The organism is Belliella marina, from assembly GCF_042682445.1.
Lineage (GTDB): Bacteria > Bacteroidota > Bacteroidia > Cytophagales > Cyclobacteriaceae > Belliella > Belliella marina.
In genome coordinates this window covers 411,595-432,151 of record NZ_JBHUHR010000046.1, presented here as the reverse complement: position 1 = coordinate 432,151, position 20,557 = coordinate 411,595, and the positions used below count along the sequence as shown (strand labels likewise).

Sequence of the window (20,557 nt, the reverse complement as noted above, 5' to 3'; positions counted from 1 at the left end):
GTTTACAGACATGACCAAAAAAATTGAAATCTGCTTCAGTCCAGAATTGATCCATCTGCATCAATTGGAAGATAAAATTGTCGTAGTTGTGGATATTTTTCGTGCTACCACTACGATGATCACAGGACTGGCCAATGGGGTTGAAAGCATTACCCCTGTGGCAGATTTGGAAACCTGTAGAATGATGGCCCAATCTGGCTATATCATAGCAGGTGAAAGAAATGGCATTATCGCAGAGGGTTTCGAATTAGGCAACTCCCCCTTGGCCCATCTGGACAGCGCATATGCTGGCAAAAAAGTCGCTATGACTACTACCAATGGTACCGTGGCGATAGAAAAATCAAAAACAAATTCTTCAGAAGTTCTGATTGGTGCATTTGTCAACCTCAATGCGACTGCAGAATACTTGAAAACAAAAGACAATGATATATTGATTCATTGCGCCGGTTGGAAAGGGAAATTCAACCTTGAAGATTCTCTATATGCAGGAGCTTTGGTAAGTTTGCTGTCAGAAGATTTCGGATATGAATGTGATGGCGCTATTGCCATGAAGGCACTATATGAATCAAACAAACCATACCTCAAGGACTTTCTCTCCCAAGCATCACACGCCAAACGGCTTCAAAACCACAATATTGAAGAAGATATAGATTTCTGCCTCACTATTGACAAATATGACATTATTGGGAAGCTAGAAAACCAAGTACTTGTTTCTCAAAAAGTTGGGGGAAATTAATTTCAAACAGATAGTCTCAGCTTTCATAATAACCTACAAAAATCACTACCTTTGCGGGTATCCTAAATCATATCGATTCCATCCAAAAACCTATTTAAAACATGTCTGAGGTCAAACTCTTCTCCGGAACAAACAGCAAACTACTAGCAGAAAAAATCGCAAAGCACTACGGCAAAAAACTTGGCGACCTGACAATGTCAAAATTCAGTGATGGTGAAATGTCACCAAGCTTCAACGAATCTGTAAGAGGCTGCACAGTATTTTTGATCCAATCTACCAATCCTTCCGCAGACAATCTGCTGGAACTTTGTTTGATGATCGATGCTGCCAAAAGGGCAAGTGCCTACAAAGTCTGTGCTGTCATCCCATATTATGGTTATGCCAGACAGGACAGGAAAGACCGTCCAAGGGTGTCTATAGCAGCTAAGTTGGTAGCGAATATTTTGACTTCTGCTGGAGCGGATAGGATCATGACATGCGATCTCCATGCAGGGCAAATTCAAGGATTTTTTGATTTACCTTTGGATCATTTGAATGGTTCAGCTATCTTTGTCCCCTATTTGGAAAGGCTGGACACTAAAAACCTGATCTTTGCGGCGCCAGATGTTGGTGGAGTAGCAAGGGCAAGGTCATACGCCAAGCATTTTGAAGTAGAGATGGTTGTCTGTGATAAGCACAGAAAAAGAGCCAATGAAGTGGCTTCCATGCAGGTAATCGGAGATGTAGAAGGCAAGGATGTGGTGTTGGTTGATGATTTGGTTGATACAGCAGGGACACTTTGCAAAGCAGCTCAAATCATCATGGACAAAGGAGCATTGTCTGTAAGGGCTATAGCTACCCATGGTGTACTTTCTGGAAAAGCATACGAGAACATAGAAAATTCTGTACTCCAAGAATTGGTAATCACGGACACAATCCCTATCAAACAATCATCTGACAAAATCAGAGTGATTACCGTTTCGGATTTGTTTGCCAAAGCCATACATGCTGTAACCGGAAACACTTCGATTTCAGCATTATTTATCTAAGAATTATTACTTAATTAATTTATACACAATCAATTTTAAAATTTATGAAATCTTTAGAGATTATAGGGTTTAAAAGAGCAAATCTCGAAAAAGGAGAGTTGAACCAAATCCGTGAGGAAGGTAATGTACCATGTGTAGTATATGGTCCAGGTATCAAGGAACAAATCCACTTCTATTCGCCTGCCATCCTTTTCAGAGACTTGATCTACACTCCAGAAGTTCACATGGTAGATTTGAACATCGAAGGAACGAAAGTTAAAGCTATCCTAAGAGATGCTCAATTCCATCCAGTAAGTGAAGTATTGCTCCATGCAGACTTCTTGGCTTTCACAGAAGACAAAGAAATCAAAATGGACATTCCTGTTGAAATCAAAGGTACTTCCCCAGGTATCATCAAAGGTGGTAAATTGGAAATGAAAGCCAGAACTTTGAAAGTAAAAGGCTTTGCCAGCAAACTACCTGACAGAATCCCTGTTGATATTTCACACCTTGACCTTGGCAAGTCTGTCAAAGTAAGTGAGCTTTCGGTTGAAGGTTTCGACATCTTGACTAGCCCTAACGTATCTATCGCTACCATCGGTATCCCTAGAGCACTTAGAGGCAAAAAAGCTGAATAAGACAATCTTATTACATTATTTGGAAATCCTGCTTGTTCGCGAGCAGGATTTTTTATTTTTGCACTTATTCAAAAGCAATTTCAAACAATTTAGACCTGTCAGGCCTCCACATCGGACTGACAGGTCTTATTTTAATACAAAAAAAAGCAAAACCACTTTGCTAACGAAACATGAAATATTTAATCGTAGGATTGGGAAATATCGGTCCGGAGTATGAATTGACACGCCACAATGTAGGATTCCTTACTTTAGATAGACTGGCTGACAAACATGGAGGCACATGGAAAAGCGGTAGATTGGCTTTTACTTCTGAATTCAAGCACAAAGGCCGCCAGTTTCACTTGATCAAACCTACCACCTACATGAACCTCAGTGGCAAGGCTGTCAACTATTGGATGAAAGAATTGAATATCCCCAAGGAAAACATCCTGGTGATTGTCGATGATGTGGCACTCCCGTTTGGGAAATTGAGAATGCGCGGAAAAGGCTCTGCAGCTGGACATAATGGACTGAAAAACATTGAAGAACTGACAGGGGGCCAAGACTACCCAAGACTAAAGTTTGGGATTGGGGATGATTTCCCCAAGGGAAGGCAAGTGGAGTATGTGCTCGGGAGATGGACTCCCAAGGAAATCGAAGAACTCCCTATATTCATGGACAAAGCAGTCGACATGGCTATTGCTTTCGCTACTACCGGCATCAACATGACCATGACACAGTTTAATGACTGAACTAATTTTAAATCTAAGATTTAAAATTTAAACTATACAAATACACTTTGATTTTTGGAATTTAGGACTTTACTTTGCAGCTAGTTCAATGATTTATAAAGAAGAGGTGAGAGAACAGGCTCAATGACCCTCTGGCAACCATCACATCCCAAGTGAAAGGTGCCAAAACCTGCCCAAACAACGGGAACTATAAATTAACATATATGACTCTACCAAATCACTCATTCCAGTTTTTACTTATTTTGATGCTGTCATTTGACGGAATCAACAACCGTTCTCTTCAAAAGACCAGAAGATCAAATCCCCTATTCCCACGATTGGGTATTGATCCAGTCAAGCATTCATTAATCAACGATTAACCAACACAACATGTCACATTTCGAAACCGACGCTATCAGAATAGGCTCCTCCAAGTCCAACCAAAGGGAGCACTCTGCCCCATTATATCTTACTTCTAGTTTTACATTTGACTCTGCTGAGGAAGCAAGAGCCATGTTTGCTGAAGAAATCCAAGGAAACATCTATTCCCGCTATGCAAACCCCAACTCTTCCGAGCTACTCGAAAAGGTATGTGCTGCCGAAGGTACTGAAGATGGCATCGCAACTGCCTCAGGCATGGCTGCTATGTTTGGAAGCATTGCCTCATTGTTACAACAAGGAGACCATATTCTGGCATCAAGGTCATTGTTTGGGTCTACCCACCAGCTATTGACCAGGGTATTCCCAAAGTGGGGAATCAGCTCTAGTTATGGGGATATTTCAGATATTGCCAATTGGGACAAACTCATCCAACCCAATACCAAAATGCTCTTTATTGAGACACCTTCAAATCCCGGCTTGGAGATCATAGACCTGGAGTGGATAGGAAAGTTTGCGGCTGCCCACAACTTGATTTTGGTGGTGGACAATTGCTTTGCGACACCATATCTCCAACAGCCGGCAAAATGGGGAGCACATATCGTTACACATTCTGCTACAAAATACATTGATGGACAAGGCAGGGTTTTGGGGGGATTGATCTTGGGAACAAGTGAATTGATCAAGGAAGTCCAGTTTTTCACAAGGCATACAGGTCCGTCCATTTCCCCTTTCAACGCTTGGATTCTGGCTAAAAGCATGGAGACTTTAGCCGTGAGAATGGATCGGCATTGTGAGAGTGCATTGAAGGTTGCATCATATTTCCAAGACAGCAAGGATTTGGATTTTGTCAAATATCCATTTCTCCCATCCCACCCACAATTTGATTTGGCAAAAAAACAAATGAAACATGGAGGGGGAATCATCACTTTGACCCTGAAAGGAGGAATCCAAAGAGCGCAACGTTTTATCGATGAACTGCAGATGATTTCTGTGACGGCAAACCTTGGGGACAGTAGAAGTATCGTCACCCACCCAGCCTCCACTACCCATAGCAAGCTCAGTGAGGAAGAAAGGCTCCAAGTCGGAATTTCCGATGGCTTGGTAAGGCTCTCTGTAGGCTTGGAGCATCAGGAAGACATCATCAAAGATGTAGAAAGGGCACTTGAAAAATCAAGATAAAAAAAGGGAGAGGTTTTGAAAACCTCTCCCTTTTTTTATTTATATCGATTGGATTGTAAGTAGCCACAACAGCTGATCTCAAATCTCCAATGATTATCCTCTATTAACCAATCACTATCGGCAATACCAATTTTTCCCATTTCACGACAATACCCGGAGATTCTACAGCGATTGACAGCTGCTCTTGGCTCTCCTCTACCCATGTCGGTGTAGATTCTACCCTCAAAACATCGTTTTCTTCCTTATATTGAAAATGGCCATGCTCAAGATCCCAATCAGAATTGAAGATCACAGTCCATTTCCCTGATTGTTTGGGGATGGTGAAAAGCGAATATTTACCTGCTGGAAGAACCGAGCCCTCTACAAGAATGTCAGTATCGAACTCCACAAAGGTCGCTTCGTTTGCGCCGGTTCTCCACACTTCATTGTAAGGAACCAAATCACCCCAAAGAACCCTACCTTTGACAGAAGGTGCTCCGTACTGTACATTTAGGGTCACATTGTCACCCACAGTCCCCTGAACGGTTCTCAATGGACTTGCACGCTCTTTAACCGGAGCTATCTCCTCCATTTCAGTAACTGTATCTTCTACTTCTTCTGTTTTCTTCTCTCCACCGCAACCATAAAAGGTTAAGGATCCAGCCATTAATACGGCCATAATCCATGCATTTGATTTTTTCATATAGTTTTGAATTTTTTATTCTTTCGAATTTAAAGATTTTAATCAGAATTCATATCCGAAGAATCAAAATTTCTCCTCAATACCCAATCCAAACAAAGCAAAATCATACTTCACAGGGTCAGATGGATCGAAAAGCCTAAGTCTCTCAGTCAGCTCTACAGCGGTTTGCCAGTCCGTTTGTTTGCGGGTAATCAACCCCAACTTCCTCCCCACCCTATCCACATGAATATCACAGGGACAGATCAGCTGACTGGGTTTGATGGTCTCCCAAATCCCGAAATCCACACCGCAACTGTCCTTTCTCACCATCCACCTTAGAAACATATTGATGCGCTTGCACGCTGCCTTTCTTCGGGGAGTTGCAATATGCTTCCTAGTCCGCTTCGGGGAATCTGGAAGTTGGAAAAAAAAGTCATGAAAATTGGTCAGCAAGTGGCCCATGGCATTTACATCCGCCTCATACCCTTGGAGAAAAGCTGTTTCCAAGCTCTCAAACTTGCTGTAATACCATTTGAAAAATTCAATGAAATACAAAGTATCTATATCATTGAAAGTCCGATGCTTGAAATTCAAAAATGGCTTCAGGTCATTTTCGGAATGGTTCTTTATAAAATCATGTGGCGCATTGTCCATCATGGCAAACAGCTCCACACACTTATTGATGATTGTCTTCCGTTGGCCCCATGCAAGAATAGACGCAACAAAACCTGTGATTTCTATATCCTGCTTTTTGGTAAAACCATGGGGGATAGATATAGGATCCAATGGAATAAATCCAGGCTGATTGTATTTCTCTACTTTGGAATCCAAAAAGTCTTTTAAATCCATTACAGCTCTACCTTTACCTCTCCACCTTGAATCCCATCAAACCATTTGAAAGAAAGGCTTTCCCCATCTACCTCAGACAGATGCCAATCAAAACACTTGATGTTCGTCAATGACTTCAATCTGTCATCATCGGGATAATACATGCTTATGTCAAAATCAGGGAGATATTTTGAATCTGTAGCATTCCATTTTTCCAACAAAATACCATCTTCCACAAACCGTACCTTTCCCCCAAAATAGAAGTCTTGAAGCACAGAAGGTATACCATCTTTTCTCCTCAACTGATAGCAAGCAGGACCGAACATGATCTGTTTGTAAATTTTGGCTTCCAAAAGATTGTTGGTATTCGGCAAAATTTCCCACTCTGATTGGTGGATTGTGTCTGACTCTTGATCAGCCCTCAGCTTTGTCAACAACTTCGATAAGGCTGAAAACAAATAAGTGACCCCGATAAAAAGCACACCAAATGTCGCCAACACAGGATAACTTATGATAAACAGGGCATTCCAGACATATCTGAATGCATGGTGAAATATGACTTGAATTCTATTCATAGGTCTAGCCAAAGCTTCTGCAAAAATACATGCTTCATTTGTGAATACCAAAGTTGCCCCAAAACCGCAAAGGATGTCGTTTATTACGGGCCAATTTGAGCAATCTCCCAAAGTCTAATCTTTTTAGCAAGACACCACTCTTTGGCATACTAATATACAGTTCAAAGACAGGAGGGTTCTCCATTTATGCTAAAGTCGATTAACGCCCCGAACCTAGCCTTTCGGAAAGTAGAAAAAAAACCGATTAAGAACGAAATCTTAATCGGTTTGATATTCAATCCAATATCAAAATCATTTCCATCAATACGAAACTTCTACTGGAAATCTAGAATTGACAGCTCTTAACTGATCAAAAGCAGCCTTTGACAGCTTTACTACCAGCCTGCTATTATCCCCAGTATTAGGAAGCTTACCTACTACTCTTGCAAAAATGGTGATGTCATTTTCTTCATTCCTCACGCGCATAATTGTCCCAACGGGAGCTTCCTTGTGCAATACAAGGTATTTCTTGTGGTTACCGGTACCTTCGATCACTTCAGCCAGCCCCGTTTCCTTTATATTCTTGTAGGGAGTATCTTCAGCCCTGCCTCCAGAAAGTGTTGCTTCAGACCTTTCATTGTTCACGATGACAGGCACTGTTGAATTGATTACCGGAACCGTTGACGGACCGGCCGCCCCCCTTCCTACTTTCAATTTTTGTCCCAAGGAAAGGTTGTTGGAAGTCAAGCCATTCCAAGTAATCAAATCCTCTACTTTGGCATCATATCTTTTGGCAACTGCAAACAATGTCTCACCTTGTGCAACAGTATGTGTAATCCATTCCCCCGGGTATACCGTTTCTGTAGAAGTAGCATTTTTGACATCTTCCACTTCTTTGGCTTTTGGCAATTCAGACCTAACATCCTCCGTTTTCTTTTTGGCTTCCTCTTTTTTGGCTGAAACTTTGGCTTTACCGGCTTCTGCAGCTTTTGGCAATTCAGCATTGGTCTCTGCTACTGCTTTAGGGACTTCTGGTTTTGCTACCCCTTCCAGTACCAACGATTGTCCCAGACTCAAATCATTTCCTTTTAGGTTGTTCCAAGCCATGATGTCCCCAACGGAAACATTGTACTTTTTAGAAATCGAAAACAACGTCTCTCCCTGCGCAACGTTATGCAGCACTGCTCCTTCAGGTAGTGCCGCCGGTGCTATGTACGGAATCCTGATTCGCTGCCCCATTTTCAAGCCAGCCTTCAACTCTTCATTGTTCTGGATGATTTCATTCACAGATGTCGCATACCTTCTAGATATTCCAAACATAGTCTCCTTTTCGTCCACCTGATGAATAATAAAAGTTCTGTCGCCCACTTTCTCTATTCCCACAGAATCCAATCTTGTCAACCCAGTACCATTCGCATGTAAGCTGAGAGCAATCAAAAATGCAACTAGTGTAATTCTTTTCATATTTATCGTGATAGGTATTTTGACACAAATTTCTGATTAATTTTTGCAAAAACAAGTTTTGAAATGACGAGCTTCACAAATCGTTCCACAGTACGCCACAGAGCTGTTTGATTTGTTAATAATCTTTAAATAAAGCGCTTTAACCCATAAAACCCAAGATGCAGCATTTAGCTGACCAATCCAAGGATTTGGGTTATTCCAAAGTGCCTACCGGGGATACTTTCAAAGCCGATCATTCTTAGCAACGAATGGATTTTCAAATTGGTATCCCAAACACAATTCTCCTAAACCAAACCATAAATCTTTATATATTCCGATATTTGAGTATATTCAAAAATCAAAAATTGATTCTATGAAAAAGTTGTTTTTTACCCTTACAATATTCCTTTTAATATTTTCCATTAAGGGATATTCAAAATCAGATAGCACAATCCTGGATGGAAAGAAAAAGGTGTACACTTTTGAAATCAAGAGCGACATTGATCCGAGAATGAATAGGAAAGTGAGGTTGGCACTTGAAGATGCCAAGGAAAAGGAAGCTGATTTGATCATCATAGAAATGGACACCTATGGAGGCGCTGTCAATGACGCAGATGATATAAGAACGATGGTGCTGGAGACAGCTGTACCAATACATGTCTGGATCAACAAAGATGCAGCATCTGCCGGTGCATTGATTTCCATAGCCTGTGACAGCATCTATATGGCTCCAGGTGCTAGCATTGGTGCTGCCACCGTAGTGATGGGCGGCGGTGGCGAGGCAGCGCCAGACAAGTATCAATCATACATGCGCTCCATGATGCGGAGCACCGCAGAGGCAAAGGGAAGAGACCCCAAAATCGCAGAAGCTATGGTGGACCAAAACCTGGAAGTCGAGGGGATCAGTGAAAAAGGTTCAGTCATTACATTTTCAGTATCCGAAGCCATCGCCAATGGATTTAGCGAAGGGCAAGTAGTCAATCTGAGCGAAATCATCGAAAAGCAAGGCATCGAATCATATGAAATCCTGGAATATTCTGATTCCAATATAGAAAAAGTCATCTCGGTATTTTTGAATCCTGCTGTCAGTGGATTTTTGATTTTGATCATCTTTGCAGGCATCTATTTTGAAATACAAACTCCCGGTGTGGGTTTTCCTCTTGCTGCTTCGGTGATTGCCATAATATTATATTTCATCCCTTACTATCTGACCGGATTGGCTTCAAACTGGGAAATAGCAGTATTTGTGGCAGGTGTACTCCTACTTCTGGTCGAACTGTTTGTAATACCGGGGTTTGGGGTCTTCGGGATCTTGGGAATCATCGGAATCCTGACGGGGCTGACATTGGGAATGATCCCAAATGATGCTTTTGACTTTACCTTTGTACCGTCGGGGGATTTATTTGTGGCTTTGCTTACGGTGATCTTGGCAGCAATCGTTGCCATGGTCTTAATCTTCTTCTTTGCCCCCAAGATCAACCAATGGAAAGCTTTCAGTACAATTGCTCTGGCTACAACCCAACAGCGCTCCGATGGATACACCTCTTCTTCCTATCAAAATGATTTGTTGGGCAAAACAGGAATCGCACACACCCGTTTGATGCCAAGTGGCAAAATTCTAGTAGACGATGAAGTCTATGATGCCTATTCCAGAGGGGAATTTATAGATAAAGGGGAAAATGTCATCATCATCAGCACTGAAGGCACTTCCCTAAAGGTGAAAAAGGGGTAAGGTGAATTTATTCAATTGTCCTTACCCTTCTAATTTCTTTGATCAGGTTTTGGCTGGATAGGCTCAACTTAATGATGCCAACCAAGCGGGATCTACCAAGTGGTATCTTTGAGTTTTGGAAATGCCCTGATGACATCAGAGAGGCTCAACTGTCCAAGCAATTTACCATCCTTCATCACTGGAAACCTTCTGATTTTCATATCCAAAAACTGTTGGGCAGCATCAAAAAGACTCAAGTCAGGACTCATGGTAATAACATTGGTACTCATATGCTCTGACACTGAACCGGGGAAGGATGGTGTGTTGGAATATTTTCCTTTGATGATTTCTTTTAGGCAATCCACTTCTGAAATGATCCCTATAAGATTCCCGTCGTGGTCAACCACTGGAGCACCTGAAATTTTTCTTTTTGTCAATAGATCCAATACATGATCAATGCTATCTTCTGGATAAAAAGTCACCAGATTCGTTGACATATGATCCTGTACCAAAATCGGGGCTGCTGTTTTTTTGGGTTCAACTACTCGTACTCCTTGAAAACTCTTTACCATGGTTTATTTCGGGTTTAAGTGAAATTCAAAATAGGAAAAATAATCAGTCAATCAAAATAAAAATTCCCCAAAAACAAAAAGATACCCACAAAAAAGACAATAAAAATTTTCGCCAGAACAATTCAACCATTTATCTCTGTAACACCCCATTAAATTCCGTCACCACCTCTTTGCTAATTGTCAATACTTGCCTGAAAGCATTCGGATCCTTGGACAATTGCACACGATCAGAAGTAAACTCTGATTCAGACGGCCGGTACACCTTACAGCTTCCATGGACTTCGGTAAGGTATGGAGATTCTTTTAATGATCCGATATGCTGTGGCTGAAGCCCACCACCGGGCATGATGATGATTCTATCCTTCGCCTGGTTGAGCAAGCCCTTGACGATTGGCAATCCTTCGGATAATGTATTGCAGGTTCCGGAAGTCAGTAATCGCCGGAATCCACATTCAATAATTGTTTCCAATGCTTGATTTGGATTTGCACAGATGTCAAATGCCCGATGAAATGTACAGGGCTTGCCCTTGGCAGCATCGATCAATTCCTTGCATTTCCCTGCATCTACTTCCCCCGTCGAATCCAAGACACCAAACACAAATCCATCTGCCCCAAAAGAATCCAATATTTGAATGTCTTTTTTCATCACTTCGATCTCGTCTGAGGTATATACAAAATCCCCTCCACGAGGTCTGACCATCACATATATCGGTATATTCAGGCGTTCTTTCAAAAAAACCAAAGCCCCCACACTTGGTGTCTCGCCCCCTTCAGCAAAATCCGAGCAAAGCTCAATCCTATCCACCCCAAACTCAGCAGCTTTCAACGCCGCCTCAATGGTAAATACCGGTGCCTCTAACAGAATTTTCCCCATAGTAATTACAGTTTGAATTTTGAATCGATCAAATCCCGTCCGCCATTCTGATGCCTTGCATAATTGAAGCCCTGACGAACCGAGTACGCACCATACTCTCCCTCTTTGTTGAGCGCCAAAAACCCAGCTTGGATATCATCGATATTCTTATTCTTGGCAATCAGCCTTCTGACTGCCTCTTCGCAAGCTTCTTGGGGAGTCCTCCCTTGCCTCATCAATTCTACGATCAAGAAACTGCCACAAATCCTGATAATCGATTCGCCCAGTCCAGTTGCCGTAGCTGCCCCCACTTCATCATCTACAAACAACCCTGCTCCTATGATAGGGCTATCCCCGACCCGTCCATGCATCTTGTATGCCAAACCAGACGTAGTACAGGAACCTGCCATTTTCCCATCAGCCCCCAGTCCAATCATGCCGATCGTATCATGGTTTTCTATATTGATAATGGGTTTATATTGCGAAGTTTTTTTCCATTCCTGAAACAATTCCTCAGATTTTGGACTCAAGACTTCTTCCTCCATAGGAAATCCTTGTGCTACAGCAAACTGCCTAGCCCCTTCACCTACCAACATCACATGGGGAGTCTCTTCCATGACTTTTCTCGCCAAAGAAATCGGATGCTTGACTTGCCTGACAAACCCCACACTTCCACAAGACCCGTCTCCTATCATGATAGAAGCATCCAATGTCGCTATTCCCTCCCTATCCGGTAAGCCTTGTAGACCAACCGATAGGTTTTGTAAATCCAATTCCGTCACCATCACCCCCTGTTCTACCGCATCCACTATATCCCCTGTAGTGGTAAGCACTTCCCATGCTTTATCATTGGCAGCCATACCATGCTCCCAAGTGGCTAAAATCAATGGTTTATAATGTTCTCCTTTTTCTTTTTCTTCCGTTTTGGCACATGCACTTCCCAGTACACCAGGTAGAATCAATGGAGCTGACAGCAACGATTTTTTTAAAAACAACCTTCTAGATGACATATTTGGATCTTTTATAGACACGATTTCCCCTGACACGGAGGAATACTTGCCCAATATTCTTAAATTTTTCTAAAAAGTAAGAACACTAAGCTTATTTTTTGACAAAATAAAAAAAAAGCTATCCTTGCGAATAGCTCTTTATTTTGGAATTTCTTCTGACTTTTATCTCCTGTCAGAGTCGAAAACGGTAATCTTGTTGAGTACCAAGCATGCATACCTTAGGGAAAACTGCCTAAGCCGTATCAATTAAATGAAACAACTCTATTTGATTTCGTGGGCGGCAAAGCAACCGATAACCAAATGGGATTGTAATCCTATTTGAATACCTCAATGAATTCAGGCTCTGATCTATATTTTTTAAAAATCAGATCTGACATTGCCCTTTCTTTCAAAAACTCACTGCTCTGAACCGCTTTCGTCAGGTTCTCGAACAATGCCTGCTTATCATCTGTAATGGTTGCTACCATCGCCAATCCGTAGAATCCATATCCATACTCCCGATTGTACTGTACACTCTCTTCAAATGCCTCCAAAGCATTTCTATAATCTTCTGAAAGAAAATACGCCAATCCTTTGTTGAAAAGATTGCTTTCATTCACTGGGGCACGGTTCAACCTGATAGTTGCCAACTTGTAGTCCCCATTGATGATATCAATGGCTCCACGCAGCCCTTCATTGAAGCGAAGGAATTCGTTGGACTCATCCCTCTCAAGAGAAGAGGCCTCCGAAATAGCAACATATGCCTCAAAATAATCCCCTCTCAGCAAGTATGCCTGTCCCAGATTGTGGAATGAATAAGAATTGGCATTCATCCTATTTGCTTCTTTAAAGAGGTTGATCGCGCGACTGATCAATTGGTTTTTGACTTTTAGATCCAACTCTCTCTGTGCCTGGTTGAGATACACCACACCTAAGTTGTTCAAAGACAACTCAGATTTGTACATCTCATTCAACCTCCCATAAATATCCTCTTTTTCTTTCAACCTCTTTGCTACTTGACCGGCATAGATAAACTGCTCTTTGGTCAACCCATCGAGTGAATTACCATCATTTAGCAGTTTGTACACGCTTGCTGCCACTTCAGGGTCTGAATAGCCTGTATTCTCATAAACAACAGAAACTTTGGCTTGGCGCAATTTTGGAAAAAGATCTCTGGAAACTTTATTGTAGGTATTTAACCGCTGCATTTCCCGCAGCTGTGTATCAAAAGCCTTATCACTTAGTATGATTTTATAATAATCTTCTTTTTGGGCAGCTGTGATCCCTTCATATTCTCCCAACAAAACCCTTAAATCAAACCAATCATTCTTTCTTGAAGTAGCCAAGACAGGAATATTTGGATTATTGATCATGGTTCGGATTTTCTGCGCAGCCACTTCTGCCCTTCTCAATGCCAACTCATTATTATTCAACTCCTGCGACTCCATGGAATGCAAGCCAGTAATGGTTACTTTTTTGAGTATTTTCCCTGCCTCTGAAAGTGTCAAAAGAGGCGATCCATTCGCCTTGACCAATGAATTTTCCCTCAACATGCTACTCCCCAAAGGAAAAAAGACACTATTTTCCTGTATGTTTTCCCTTTGCAATTCGGAAAAGTCTGTTTTCATGTAGACCCCAATAGGCGGTATCGGCTCATCGGGCGTGATTTGGCCTATCCTTGCCAGCAAAGGTGTTGTATATAGCCCGTCAGCAATTTTCTTTGATGCGATATTTCTCGCTTTCCCTTTTTGCATCACGAGCCCTTTGAGCATCAAATCGCCAGATTCCATCCCGGGAAGATAGGGAAACACGAAGTCTGCATCTATCTTGGCATCATTGATCACTTTGGTATATTGTCCATCGAAAGCTACTATTTCCGCTAATCTCAGAGCACCCTCTCCATAACTATACTCTGGATACAGAAGGATGCGGACGTCGTTTTTGAGATAATGTAGCGGGATTGCCCCTTCCAGCTTGAACCTTACGGAATCCCGATGCATCGTCAGGGACTGGGGCTTGGCAGAGATCCCATCCAATAAATTGTCAAATTTGCTTAGCTTTGGGCTGCAGTTCCAAAAAAGGACTCCCAAAAAAAGGGCAGGTAAAATATTTTGCTTGATTTTAAACATTTGGCATTAAAATAGATTATCAGATTATTGCAAATTATTTGTTACATTTAATTAAACTAACTGAAATTCAATTATCATGAATAAACTCAGACTCTTTTTCGAAGACCGTGCTTTTGGAGTTTGCTCCAAATTGGGTGAAAGGTTAAACTTCCCTATTGACAGCATCCGTCTTTTTTTTATTTACAGTTCATTCATTACTTTGGGTTCACCAGTGATCATCTATGTAAGTATGGCAATGATGATGAAAATCAGAAAGTACTTCAGAAAGATGAACAACCCAGTTTTGTTTGACTAAATCTCAGAAAATTTCCTTTTTTTCCCGATGTAATAGTGCCAAAGGATTGACTTCACTTTATGATTTGATTTTGATGGCAAGTTTAATGCCATAGAATTTGAAAAATCTATTTTTTTCATTCTGCGAAAATCTTTGTGCGCCTGAACAATAGCTTTCGCATCATTTTTTTGTCCCCTCAGAACAAATACTGCCGCAGCCAACAGATCAAGGAGTATCCTAAGCATGTATTTGACTGCAAATCCATTCCCCCTCAGATTTTTGTGGAGCATCAACAGACTGTTTCTAAAATTCAGATATGTTTTCTTTGGGTTGGCCCTTGAGAGCGTAGCCCCGCCGAGATGTTGTACTGCTGCCGTACCTACATACTTCAACCCAAAACCTGCTGACCGAAACCTCCAACACAAGTCTATCTCTTCCATATGCGCAAAAAACCTATCATCGAAACCGCCAAAATCATGAAAATCCCGAGACCTGACTGCCATACATGCCCCTGATGTCCAATCTACATCGATAACATCATCATACTGCCCCAAATCCTCTTCGACAGTGTCAAAAATCCTCCCCCTACAATAAGGGTATCCAAGACTGTCCAAAAAACCACCTCCAGCGCCTGCATGGTCAAAATACCCTTGATTTTGAATTGAGGTTATTTTAGGCTGCACAGCTACAATTCCGGGATTCGAGTCTAAATAATCAATCAATATATGATCCCAGGCAGTGTTGATCTCCACATCCGAATTGAGCAGGATATAATACTCATACTTCCCCCGAATGGCTTTCAAAGCTTCATTGTAACCACCTGCAAACCCTGTGTTTTCCTTTAAAGATATTATCAACACCTCGGGAAAGTGTTGTTCCAAAAAAACTACTGAATGATCAGTACTTGCATTGTCTGCTACGATTACCTCAAAAGTCGAATGCTTCAACACCGAAGGAAGAAAACGACGAAGCATTGCTTCACCATTATAATTCAAAATGACAATCGCAGCCTTCTGCATCAAAACATCCCACCTAAGTCCATCCCAGGAATATTTGGCATCATTCCTTCTGTAGCCGATTTCATTTCTTCTTTGATTTTCACCTCAATGGATTCCAAAGCTTTGTTGATGGCCGCTACTGTCAAATCACTAAGCATCTCCTTATCTCCAGGATTGATCAATGATTCATCCATATCAATAGAAACTACTTTTCTATGACCGTTGACAACTACCTTGACCATACCAGCACCAGATTCACCTTCTGCAGTCAAATGAACAAGTTTCTCCTGAGTCTCTTTTATTTTGACTTGAGCCTCTTTTACCTTATTCATGATATTCATAAAATCAAACATATTGTATCTCTTTTTATTGGAGCAAATATAATCTTTTTGTGTATAGTAAACACCTGAACGAAATAAAATTAAATTTTACAAATAACGTTATTGAAAAATAAAATTCTGTATAATAAAATATTGTAAAATTTAACTTAATAAATCAAAACATTTTTAGTATTTTCAAAGTATACAATAGGATAAGTCTAAAATTCAAAATTTAATTCCCTCCATGAAAACCGTAGAAAAGATAGAGAAAGAAATGATCCATACACTGAAGTTCAACAAGAATGAAGTCCTTACTTCGGAAGAGGATGTAAAAAAAAGATGGAGTAACCTTTTTAGGGCGCAGGCATTGGGAAATTTACTTCAAAGTAAAGTCCAGATCACTTTCGAGACTGCCGACCAAAAGACATTCCAGGTCAACACCACAGTCTGGGCTGTAGGACAAGATTTTGTTACCCTCAAAGGAGGTGTCCATATTCCTGTAAACGCTATTTTGGAGGTAGATTAACCCTAGTTTTATCAAATAAACCTGATTATGAAACCTGTTGGATTTTCAGAATCCAAGAGTGGATTTTGATGCTTCTTCAGCCCATCAAACCTATCATGGATTCCGGCGAAATTGCTTTACTCCCAAATTTTAGAGGGCGATCTATTGTAGGTTGACCACTTTTGGTTTGCTGGAATACAGACCTTGGCAATCTTTTAAGAACCATGGTTAAGCATTGAGCTTTTCACCGTGTCTATTGCGCTTTCCAATGACAATGACTCCTGGCTTCCAGTGGACAGGTTTTTCAAACTTACTTGACCTTTTTCAATCTCTTCCGAGCCCAGAATGATCACAAATGGGATTTGTTTTTTGTCTGCATAAGTAAATTGTTTTTTGATTTTGGCCGCATCAGGATAAAGTTCTGCTGAGACCAAATTGCTCCGCAGTTGGCTCAGTACTTTCAAACCATAATCCCTTCCTTGTTCATCAAAATAGGTGATCAAAACCTCAGTCCCATCCAACTGCTTCTCCGGAAAGAGCCCCAGCTCCTCCAACACATCATATATTCTGTCTACACCAAAAGAAAAACCAACACCGGAAACACCTTCCAACCCAAACACTCCCGTCAGATTATCATATCGCCCACCTCCACTGACTGAGCCTATGGATACATTATTCACTTTCACTTCAAAAATCGCCCCAGTGTAATACGAAAGGCCTCTAGCCAAAACAACATCAAAATCCACGAACTCTTCGCTCTCCCCATATTTGCCAAGCAAGTCGAACACTTCCCTCAATTCCCCAATACCTTTCAATCCTGTCTCAGAATCCACTAAAAATGATGACAAGAAGTCTAACTTTTCCTTGTTGGAGCCCTGAAGACTGATGATGGGGTTTAACTTATCTATGGCCTCTTGCACGAACCCCCTTTGAAGCAGTTCTTCCTGAACTTTTTCCCATCCAATCTTATCCAGCTTATCAATAGCTACACAAAGCTCTGACTCCCTTCCAGCGGCACCTATCACCTCTGCCAAACCGGTCAATATTTTTCTATTGTTGAGTTTGATCGCATAATCATTAAGCCCCAACTGGGCAAAAACCCGCTTGATCATCAACAATATTTCCAACTCACAAACCAAACTGTCTGTTCCAACTACATCTGCATCACATTGGTAAAACTCCCTATATCTTCCCCTCTGTGGCCTATCAGCCCTCCATACGGGCTGGATCTGAAACCTTTTGAACGGATATGAAATCTCATTCCTATTCATCACCACATATCGTGCAAAAGGCACAGTGAGATCATAGCGAAGTCCTTTTTCCGAAACTTTGGACAAAGTAGCTCCTGCACCTGCTCCCAAATCGGATACCGACACATCCTTTAGATAATCTCCACTGTTGAGTATTTTGAAGATCAACTGGTCACCTTCATCACCATATTTCCCTGTAAGCGTACTGAGGTTTTCCATCGATGGAGTCTCCAGTTGCTGATAGCCAAAAAGCTTGAAAGTATCTTTGATGATCCCAAAAATATAATTTCTCCTAGCCATCTGAAGTGGTCCAAAATCTCTGGTCCCTTTTGGTAAAGTAGGTTTCTGAATTGCCATGCTGATTTCTAAATTTTCCGCAAAGTTAATAGATCGCTTGAAACAATAAGGCAAATACCCGGGGAATTCGCTTTCAAGCTAAGCACCCTCGGAAGGTTTAAACTTTAATTGACATTTGATTTTCGCTGTACCCAATGTATCGGACAATCAGATTTTTAAATGTTTTTCAAAATATTCTAAAGGAAAGGTGGTCGTTTCAAAATAATCCGTTAATTTTGCGCTTCATTTGAGTTCAAATAAACAGATAAGACAATGGCTGTTACTACATTAAAGAGAAAGTTAAAAAGAAAGAGACAAGCTCAAACTACAAGAGTTATCAAAATCAAACAATTGAGTGCCAAGCCGGTAATCAAAAATGTTGACGTTGAAGAGTTGAAGAAAAACTTCTAAGAAGTATTTCACAGTTTCTTTTTTCAAGAAATAAAGAGGGCAACGATAAGATCGCTGCCTTTTTTATTTTGCTCTTTTCCCAAGTTCCACTACTCTTAGATTCTGTAATTTGCCCATTTCGATTTCGAATAGCAGCATCGTCCTAAATACATGAAAACCATGCCTGCCAATAGCACCGGGATTCATGTATAAGCATTTGGTTTTTGGATCAAATTCCACCTTACAAATATGGGAATGCCCACAGACAAATAGTTGGCATCCATTTTCTATGATTTTCTTTTTTACCCCTTTAGCATAGACAGGAGGCTTACCTCCGATGTGCAGCATGCCAACCTTCAGCCCTTCTACTTCGACCCATATTTCTTCCGGATACTTTTCCCTTGCATGCTGATCATCGATATTTCCTGTCACTACCCGGATTGTTTTATCTTGGGGAAGCCGCTTGAGCACCTCCAAATCACCTATATCCCCGGCATGCCAAACTTCATCTACATCAGACAGATGCTCTATAACTGCCTGGTCAATATATCCATGGGAATCCGAAATCAGTCCAATTTTCCTCAAAATTCACAATTTTGTTCAGTAAAAAGATTCAATAGCTTTACGAAAGTAGCTGAATCCAAACGTCAATAAAAACAAAATGGAAAACAAAAATACTATGTCTATTGTGGCTCAGCCAAAAGAACCATCCCCGCCACTGAAAAGATGAAAGAAATGGGTTTCAAAAAAGTCTTTATGTTGGAAGGCAGGCTAAAAAACTGGAGGAAAGCAGGTAAACGAACTGTAGAAGCGGAGAGTTTTCACCCCTAGTGGCGACGGAATATATCACCATTCCAAAAATATATCCCTAAGTTCCATTCTCTGTTTTGGAATTGAACGATTACTTTCTATTTTTACGATCGAAAATTTTGACAAAGAAATGAGAGTTATACAATTCAGAGAAGCATTGAGAGAAGCCATGTCAGAAGAAATGAGACGCGACAAAAACGTGTTTCTCATGGGTGAAGAAGTGGCAGAATATAATGGAGCATACAAAGTATCACAAGGCATGTTGGATGAATTCGGCCCAGAAAGAGTCTATGACACCCCAATTGCCGAACTGGGTTTCTCAGGATTGGGAGTTGGTGCAGCCATGAATGGCCTTAGACCAATCATCGAATTCATGACCTTCAACTTTTCACTTGTAGCGATCGACCAAATCATCAACTCTGCAGCCAAGATGTATGCGATGTCTGGTGGTGCCTACAATGTACCCATTGTATTTAGGGGAGCTACCGGCAACGCCGGCCAACTTGGAGCTACGCACTCTTCAAATTTCGAAAACTGGTTCGCCAACACTCCGGGATTGAAAGTGGTCGTTCCATCAAACCCTTTTGATGCCAAGGGGCTATTGAAAGCTTCAATCAGAGACAATGACCCTGTGATCTTCATGGAATCTGAACTGATGTATGGCGACAAGGGCGAAGTGCCTGAGGGAGAATACCTCTTGCCAATCGGTGTAGCCGAAATCAAAAGAAAAGGAACAGATGTAACCATCATCTCTTTTGGCAAAATGATGAAAGTAGCTTTGGAAGCTGCTGAAGAATTGGCCAAAGACGGAGTTGAAGCTGAAGTAATTGATTTGAGAACCGTAAGGCCTATTGACTACGCAACTTGCCTTGAGTCCGTTAAAAAGACCAACAGATGTGTCGTTGTGGAAGAAGCCAACCCGATTGCGGCAATTTCTTCAGAACTGACCTACAATATCCAAAGAAATGCATTTGACTACCTAGATTCTCCAGTGATCAGAGTCAACTCAATGGACGTTCCTTTGAGCTATGCCCCTACTTACATTGAAGCAGTAATTCCAAACGTAAAAAGAACCATTGACGCTGTAAAGCAAGTGATGTATAAAAAGTAAAATTGATTAGATTCAATTAAAAGCCTGCTAGGAGTTTCTTAGCAGGCTTTTTTGTATAAAATATGAAATCCAATTTGATTACCTTCAATATACAAAACTCATAAAACTTCTTTGACCAGTTCTTTAATTCTATTTTTTCATAGAATCCCGTGCTGAAAATACCAACCCAGAT

General features: G+C 41.2%; 22 protein-coding genes, 1 pseudogene and 1 riboswitch. Of the genes and pseudogenes, 11 read left to right on the top strand and 12 right to left on the bottom strand.

All coding sequences use genetic code 11. The features are described 5' to 3' along the window. Positions 1-10: 10 nt before the first annotated feature. The 5 genes from ACFSKL_RS20945 (at position 11) to ACFSKL_RS20925 (ending at position 4,651) form a co-directional block, all read left to right on the top strand. Complete coding sequence (locus ACFSKL_RS20945; protein ID WP_376889015.1) at positions 11-736, top strand: 2-phosphosulfolactate phosphatase; 726 nt, start codon at positions 11-13, stop codon at positions 734-736. Between the two features lie 101 nt (positions 737-837). Beyond that, the gene (locus ACFSKL_RS20940; protein ID WP_376889013.1) at positions 838-1,764 is read left to right on the top strand and encodes a ribose-phosphate pyrophosphokinase; all 927 of its coding nucleotides are present in this window, start codon (positions 838-840) and stop codon (positions 1,762-1,764) included. A gap of 44 nt (positions 1,765-1,808) precedes the next feature. Next, positions 1,809-2,381 carry a 50S ribosomal protein L25/general stress protein Ctc gene (locus ACFSKL_RS20935; RefSeq protein WP_376889011.1) on the top strand — a complete coding sequence of 191 codons (573 nt, stop codon included), beginning with the start codon at positions 1,809-1,811 and terminating at the stop codon, positions 2,379-2,381. A gap of 170 nt (positions 2,382-2,551) precedes the next feature. Further along, positions 2,552-3,112 (top strand): aminoacyl-tRNA hydrolase, encoded by a 561-nt coding sequence (pth, locus tag ACFSKL_RS20930; protein WP_376889009.1) that lies wholly within the window; start codon positions 2,552-2,554, stop codon positions 3,110-3,112. A gap of 90 nt (positions 3,113-3,202) precedes the next feature. Further along, positions 3,203-3,308: riboswitch (SAM riboswitch) on the top strand. Between the two features lie 173 nt (positions 3,309-3,481). Then, the gene (locus ACFSKL_RS20925; protein WP_376889007.1) at positions 3,482-4,651 is read left to right on the top strand and encodes a trans-sulfuration enzyme family protein; all 1,170 of its coding nucleotides are present in this window, start codon (positions 3,482-3,484) and stop codon (positions 4,649-4,651) included. A gap of 103 nt (positions 4,652-4,754) precedes the next feature. Here the strand turns inward: ACFSKL_RS20925 and ACFSKL_RS20920 are convergent, their stop codons facing one another. From ACFSKL_RS20920 to ACFSKL_RS20905, 4 genes are all read right to left on the bottom strand, one after another. Continuing rightward, positions 4,755-5,333 carry a DUF2911 domain-containing protein gene (locus ACFSKL_RS20920; RefSeq protein WP_376889006.1) on the bottom strand — a complete coding sequence of 193 codons (579 nt, stop codon included), beginning with the start codon at positions 5,331-5,333 and terminating at the stop codon, positions 4,755-4,757. Positions 5,334-5,396: 63 nt separating this feature from the next. After that, positions 5,397-6,161: a TIGR02757 family protein gene (locus ACFSKL_RS20915; protein WP_376889004.1), complete on the bottom strand. Its 765-nt coding sequence runs from the start codon at positions 6,159-6,161 to the stop codon at positions 5,397-5,399. Further along, a complete protein-coding gene (locus ACFSKL_RS20910; protein ID WP_376889001.1) occupies positions 6,161-6,826 on the bottom strand; it encodes a hypothetical protein in 666 nt (221 codons plus the stop codon). The genes ACFSKL_RS20915 and ACFSKL_RS20910 overlap by 1 nt, the downstream gene beginning before the upstream one ends. Before the next feature lie 189 nt (positions 6,827-7,015). Further along, entirely contained in the window at positions 7,016-8,158 is a 1,143-nt protein-coding gene (locus tag ACFSKL_RS20905) for a LysM peptidoglycan-binding domain-containing protein (protein WP_376889000.1), read from the bottom strand. A gap of 352 nt (positions 8,159-8,510) precedes the next feature. Here ACFSKL_RS20905 and ACFSKL_RS20900 point away from each other — a divergent pair, with 352 nt between their 5' ends. Beyond that, positions 8,511-9,869, top strand: coding sequence for an NfeD family protein (locus ACFSKL_RS20900; protein ID WP_376888998.1), 1,359 nt, complete (start codon positions 8,511-8,513; stop codon positions 9,867-9,869). Between the two features lie 92 nt (positions 9,870-9,961). Here ACFSKL_RS20900 and ACFSKL_RS20895 read toward each other — a convergent pair whose 3' ends face one another. The 4 genes from ACFSKL_RS20895 to ACFSKL_RS20880 form a co-directional block, all read right to left on the bottom strand. Next, positions 9,962-10,420, bottom strand: a complete 459-nt coding sequence (locus ACFSKL_RS20895) for a CBS domain-containing protein (protein WP_376888996.1) — start codon at positions 10,418-10,420, stop codon at positions 9,962-9,964. Positions 10,421-10,550: 130 nt separating this feature from the next. Next, complete coding sequence (locus tag ACFSKL_RS20890) at positions 10,551-11,294, bottom strand: copper homeostasis protein CutC (protein ID WP_376888994.1); 744 nt, start codon at positions 11,292-11,294, stop codon at positions 10,551-10,553. A gap of 5 nt (positions 11,295-11,299) precedes the next feature. Continuing rightward, positions 11,300-12,283 carry a N(4)-(beta-N-acetylglucosaminyl)-L-asparaginase gene (locus ACFSKL_RS20885; protein WP_376888993.1) on the bottom strand — a complete coding sequence of 328 codons (984 nt, stop codon included), beginning with the start codon at positions 12,281-12,283 and terminating at the stop codon, positions 11,300-11,302. A gap of 314 nt (positions 12,284-12,597) precedes the next feature. Then, positions 12,598-14,391, bottom strand: a complete 1,794-nt coding sequence (locus ACFSKL_RS20880) for a tetratricopeptide repeat protein (protein ID WP_376888991.1) — start codon at positions 14,389-14,391, stop codon at positions 12,598-12,600. A 76-nt stretch (positions 14,392-14,467) separates the two neighbouring features. Between ACFSKL_RS20880 and ACFSKL_RS20875 the strand changes: the two genes are divergently transcribed. After that, positions 14,468-14,686: a PspC domain-containing protein gene (locus ACFSKL_RS20875; protein ID WP_376888989.1), complete on the top strand. Its 219-nt coding sequence runs from the start codon at positions 14,468-14,470 to the stop codon at positions 14,684-14,686. Here the strand turns inward: ACFSKL_RS20875 and ACFSKL_RS20870 are convergent. After that, positions 14,683-15,684: a glycosyltransferase family 2 protein gene (locus tag ACFSKL_RS20870; RefSeq protein ID WP_376888987.1), complete on the bottom strand. Its 1,002-nt coding sequence runs from the start codon at positions 15,682-15,684 to the stop codon at positions 14,683-14,685. The two genes, ACFSKL_RS20875 and ACFSKL_RS20870, sit on opposite strands and share 4 nt — an antisense overlap. Next, positions 15,684-16,016: a YbaB/EbfC family nucleoid-associated protein gene (locus ACFSKL_RS20865; RefSeq protein ID WP_376888985.1), complete on the bottom strand. Its 333-nt coding sequence runs from the start codon at positions 16,014-16,016 to the stop codon at positions 15,684-15,686. Before ACFSKL_RS20865 ends, ACFSKL_RS20870 begins: the two co-directional genes overlap by 1 nt. Before the next feature lie 211 nt (positions 16,017-16,227). Here ACFSKL_RS20865 and ACFSKL_RS20860 point away from each other — a divergent pair, with 211 nt between their 5' ends. Beyond that, positions 16,228-16,509 carry a hypothetical protein gene (locus ACFSKL_RS20860; protein ID WP_376888983.1) on the top strand — a complete coding sequence of 94 codons (282 nt, stop codon included), beginning with the start codon at positions 16,228-16,230 and terminating at the stop codon, positions 16,507-16,509. A 194-nt stretch (positions 16,510-16,703) separates the two neighbouring features. Here ACFSKL_RS20860 and hisS read toward each other — a convergent pair whose 3' ends face one another. After that, positions 16,704-18,095, bottom strand: a complete 1,392-nt coding sequence (gene hisS / locus ACFSKL_RS20855; protein WP_376888981.1) for a histidine--tRNA ligase — start codon at positions 18,093-18,095, stop codon at positions 16,704-16,706. A 252-nt stretch (positions 18,096-18,347) separates the two neighbouring features. Here hisS and ACFSKL_RS20850 point away from each other — a divergent pair, with 252 nt between their 5' ends. Beyond that, a complete protein-coding gene (locus ACFSKL_RS20850) occupies positions 18,348-18,485 on the top strand; it encodes a hypothetical protein (RefSeq protein ID WP_241276137.1) in 138 nt (45 codons plus the stop codon). Between the two features lie 63 nt (positions 18,486-18,548). Here ACFSKL_RS20850 and ACFSKL_RS20845 read toward each other — a convergent pair whose 3' ends face one another. Then, positions 18,549-19,049 (bottom strand): metallophosphoesterase family protein, encoded by a 501-nt coding sequence (locus ACFSKL_RS20845; RefSeq protein ID WP_376888980.1) that lies wholly within the window; start codon positions 19,047-19,049, stop codon positions 18,549-18,551. Between the two features lie 87 nt (positions 19,050-19,136). Between ACFSKL_RS20845 and ACFSKL_RS20840 the strand changes: the two are divergent. Continuing rightward, positions 19,137-19,295: pseudogene (locus ACFSKL_RS20840) on the top strand (rhodanese-like domain-containing protein); the annotation flags it as partial. 109 nt (positions 19,296-19,404) lie between these two features. Beyond that, positions 19,405-20,385, top strand: coding sequence for a pyruvate dehydrogenase complex E1 component subunit beta (locus tag ACFSKL_RS20835; protein ID WP_376888978.1), 981 nt, complete (start codon positions 19,405-19,407; stop codon positions 20,383-20,385). The last annotated feature ends 172 nt before the right edge of the window (positions 20,386-20,557 follow it).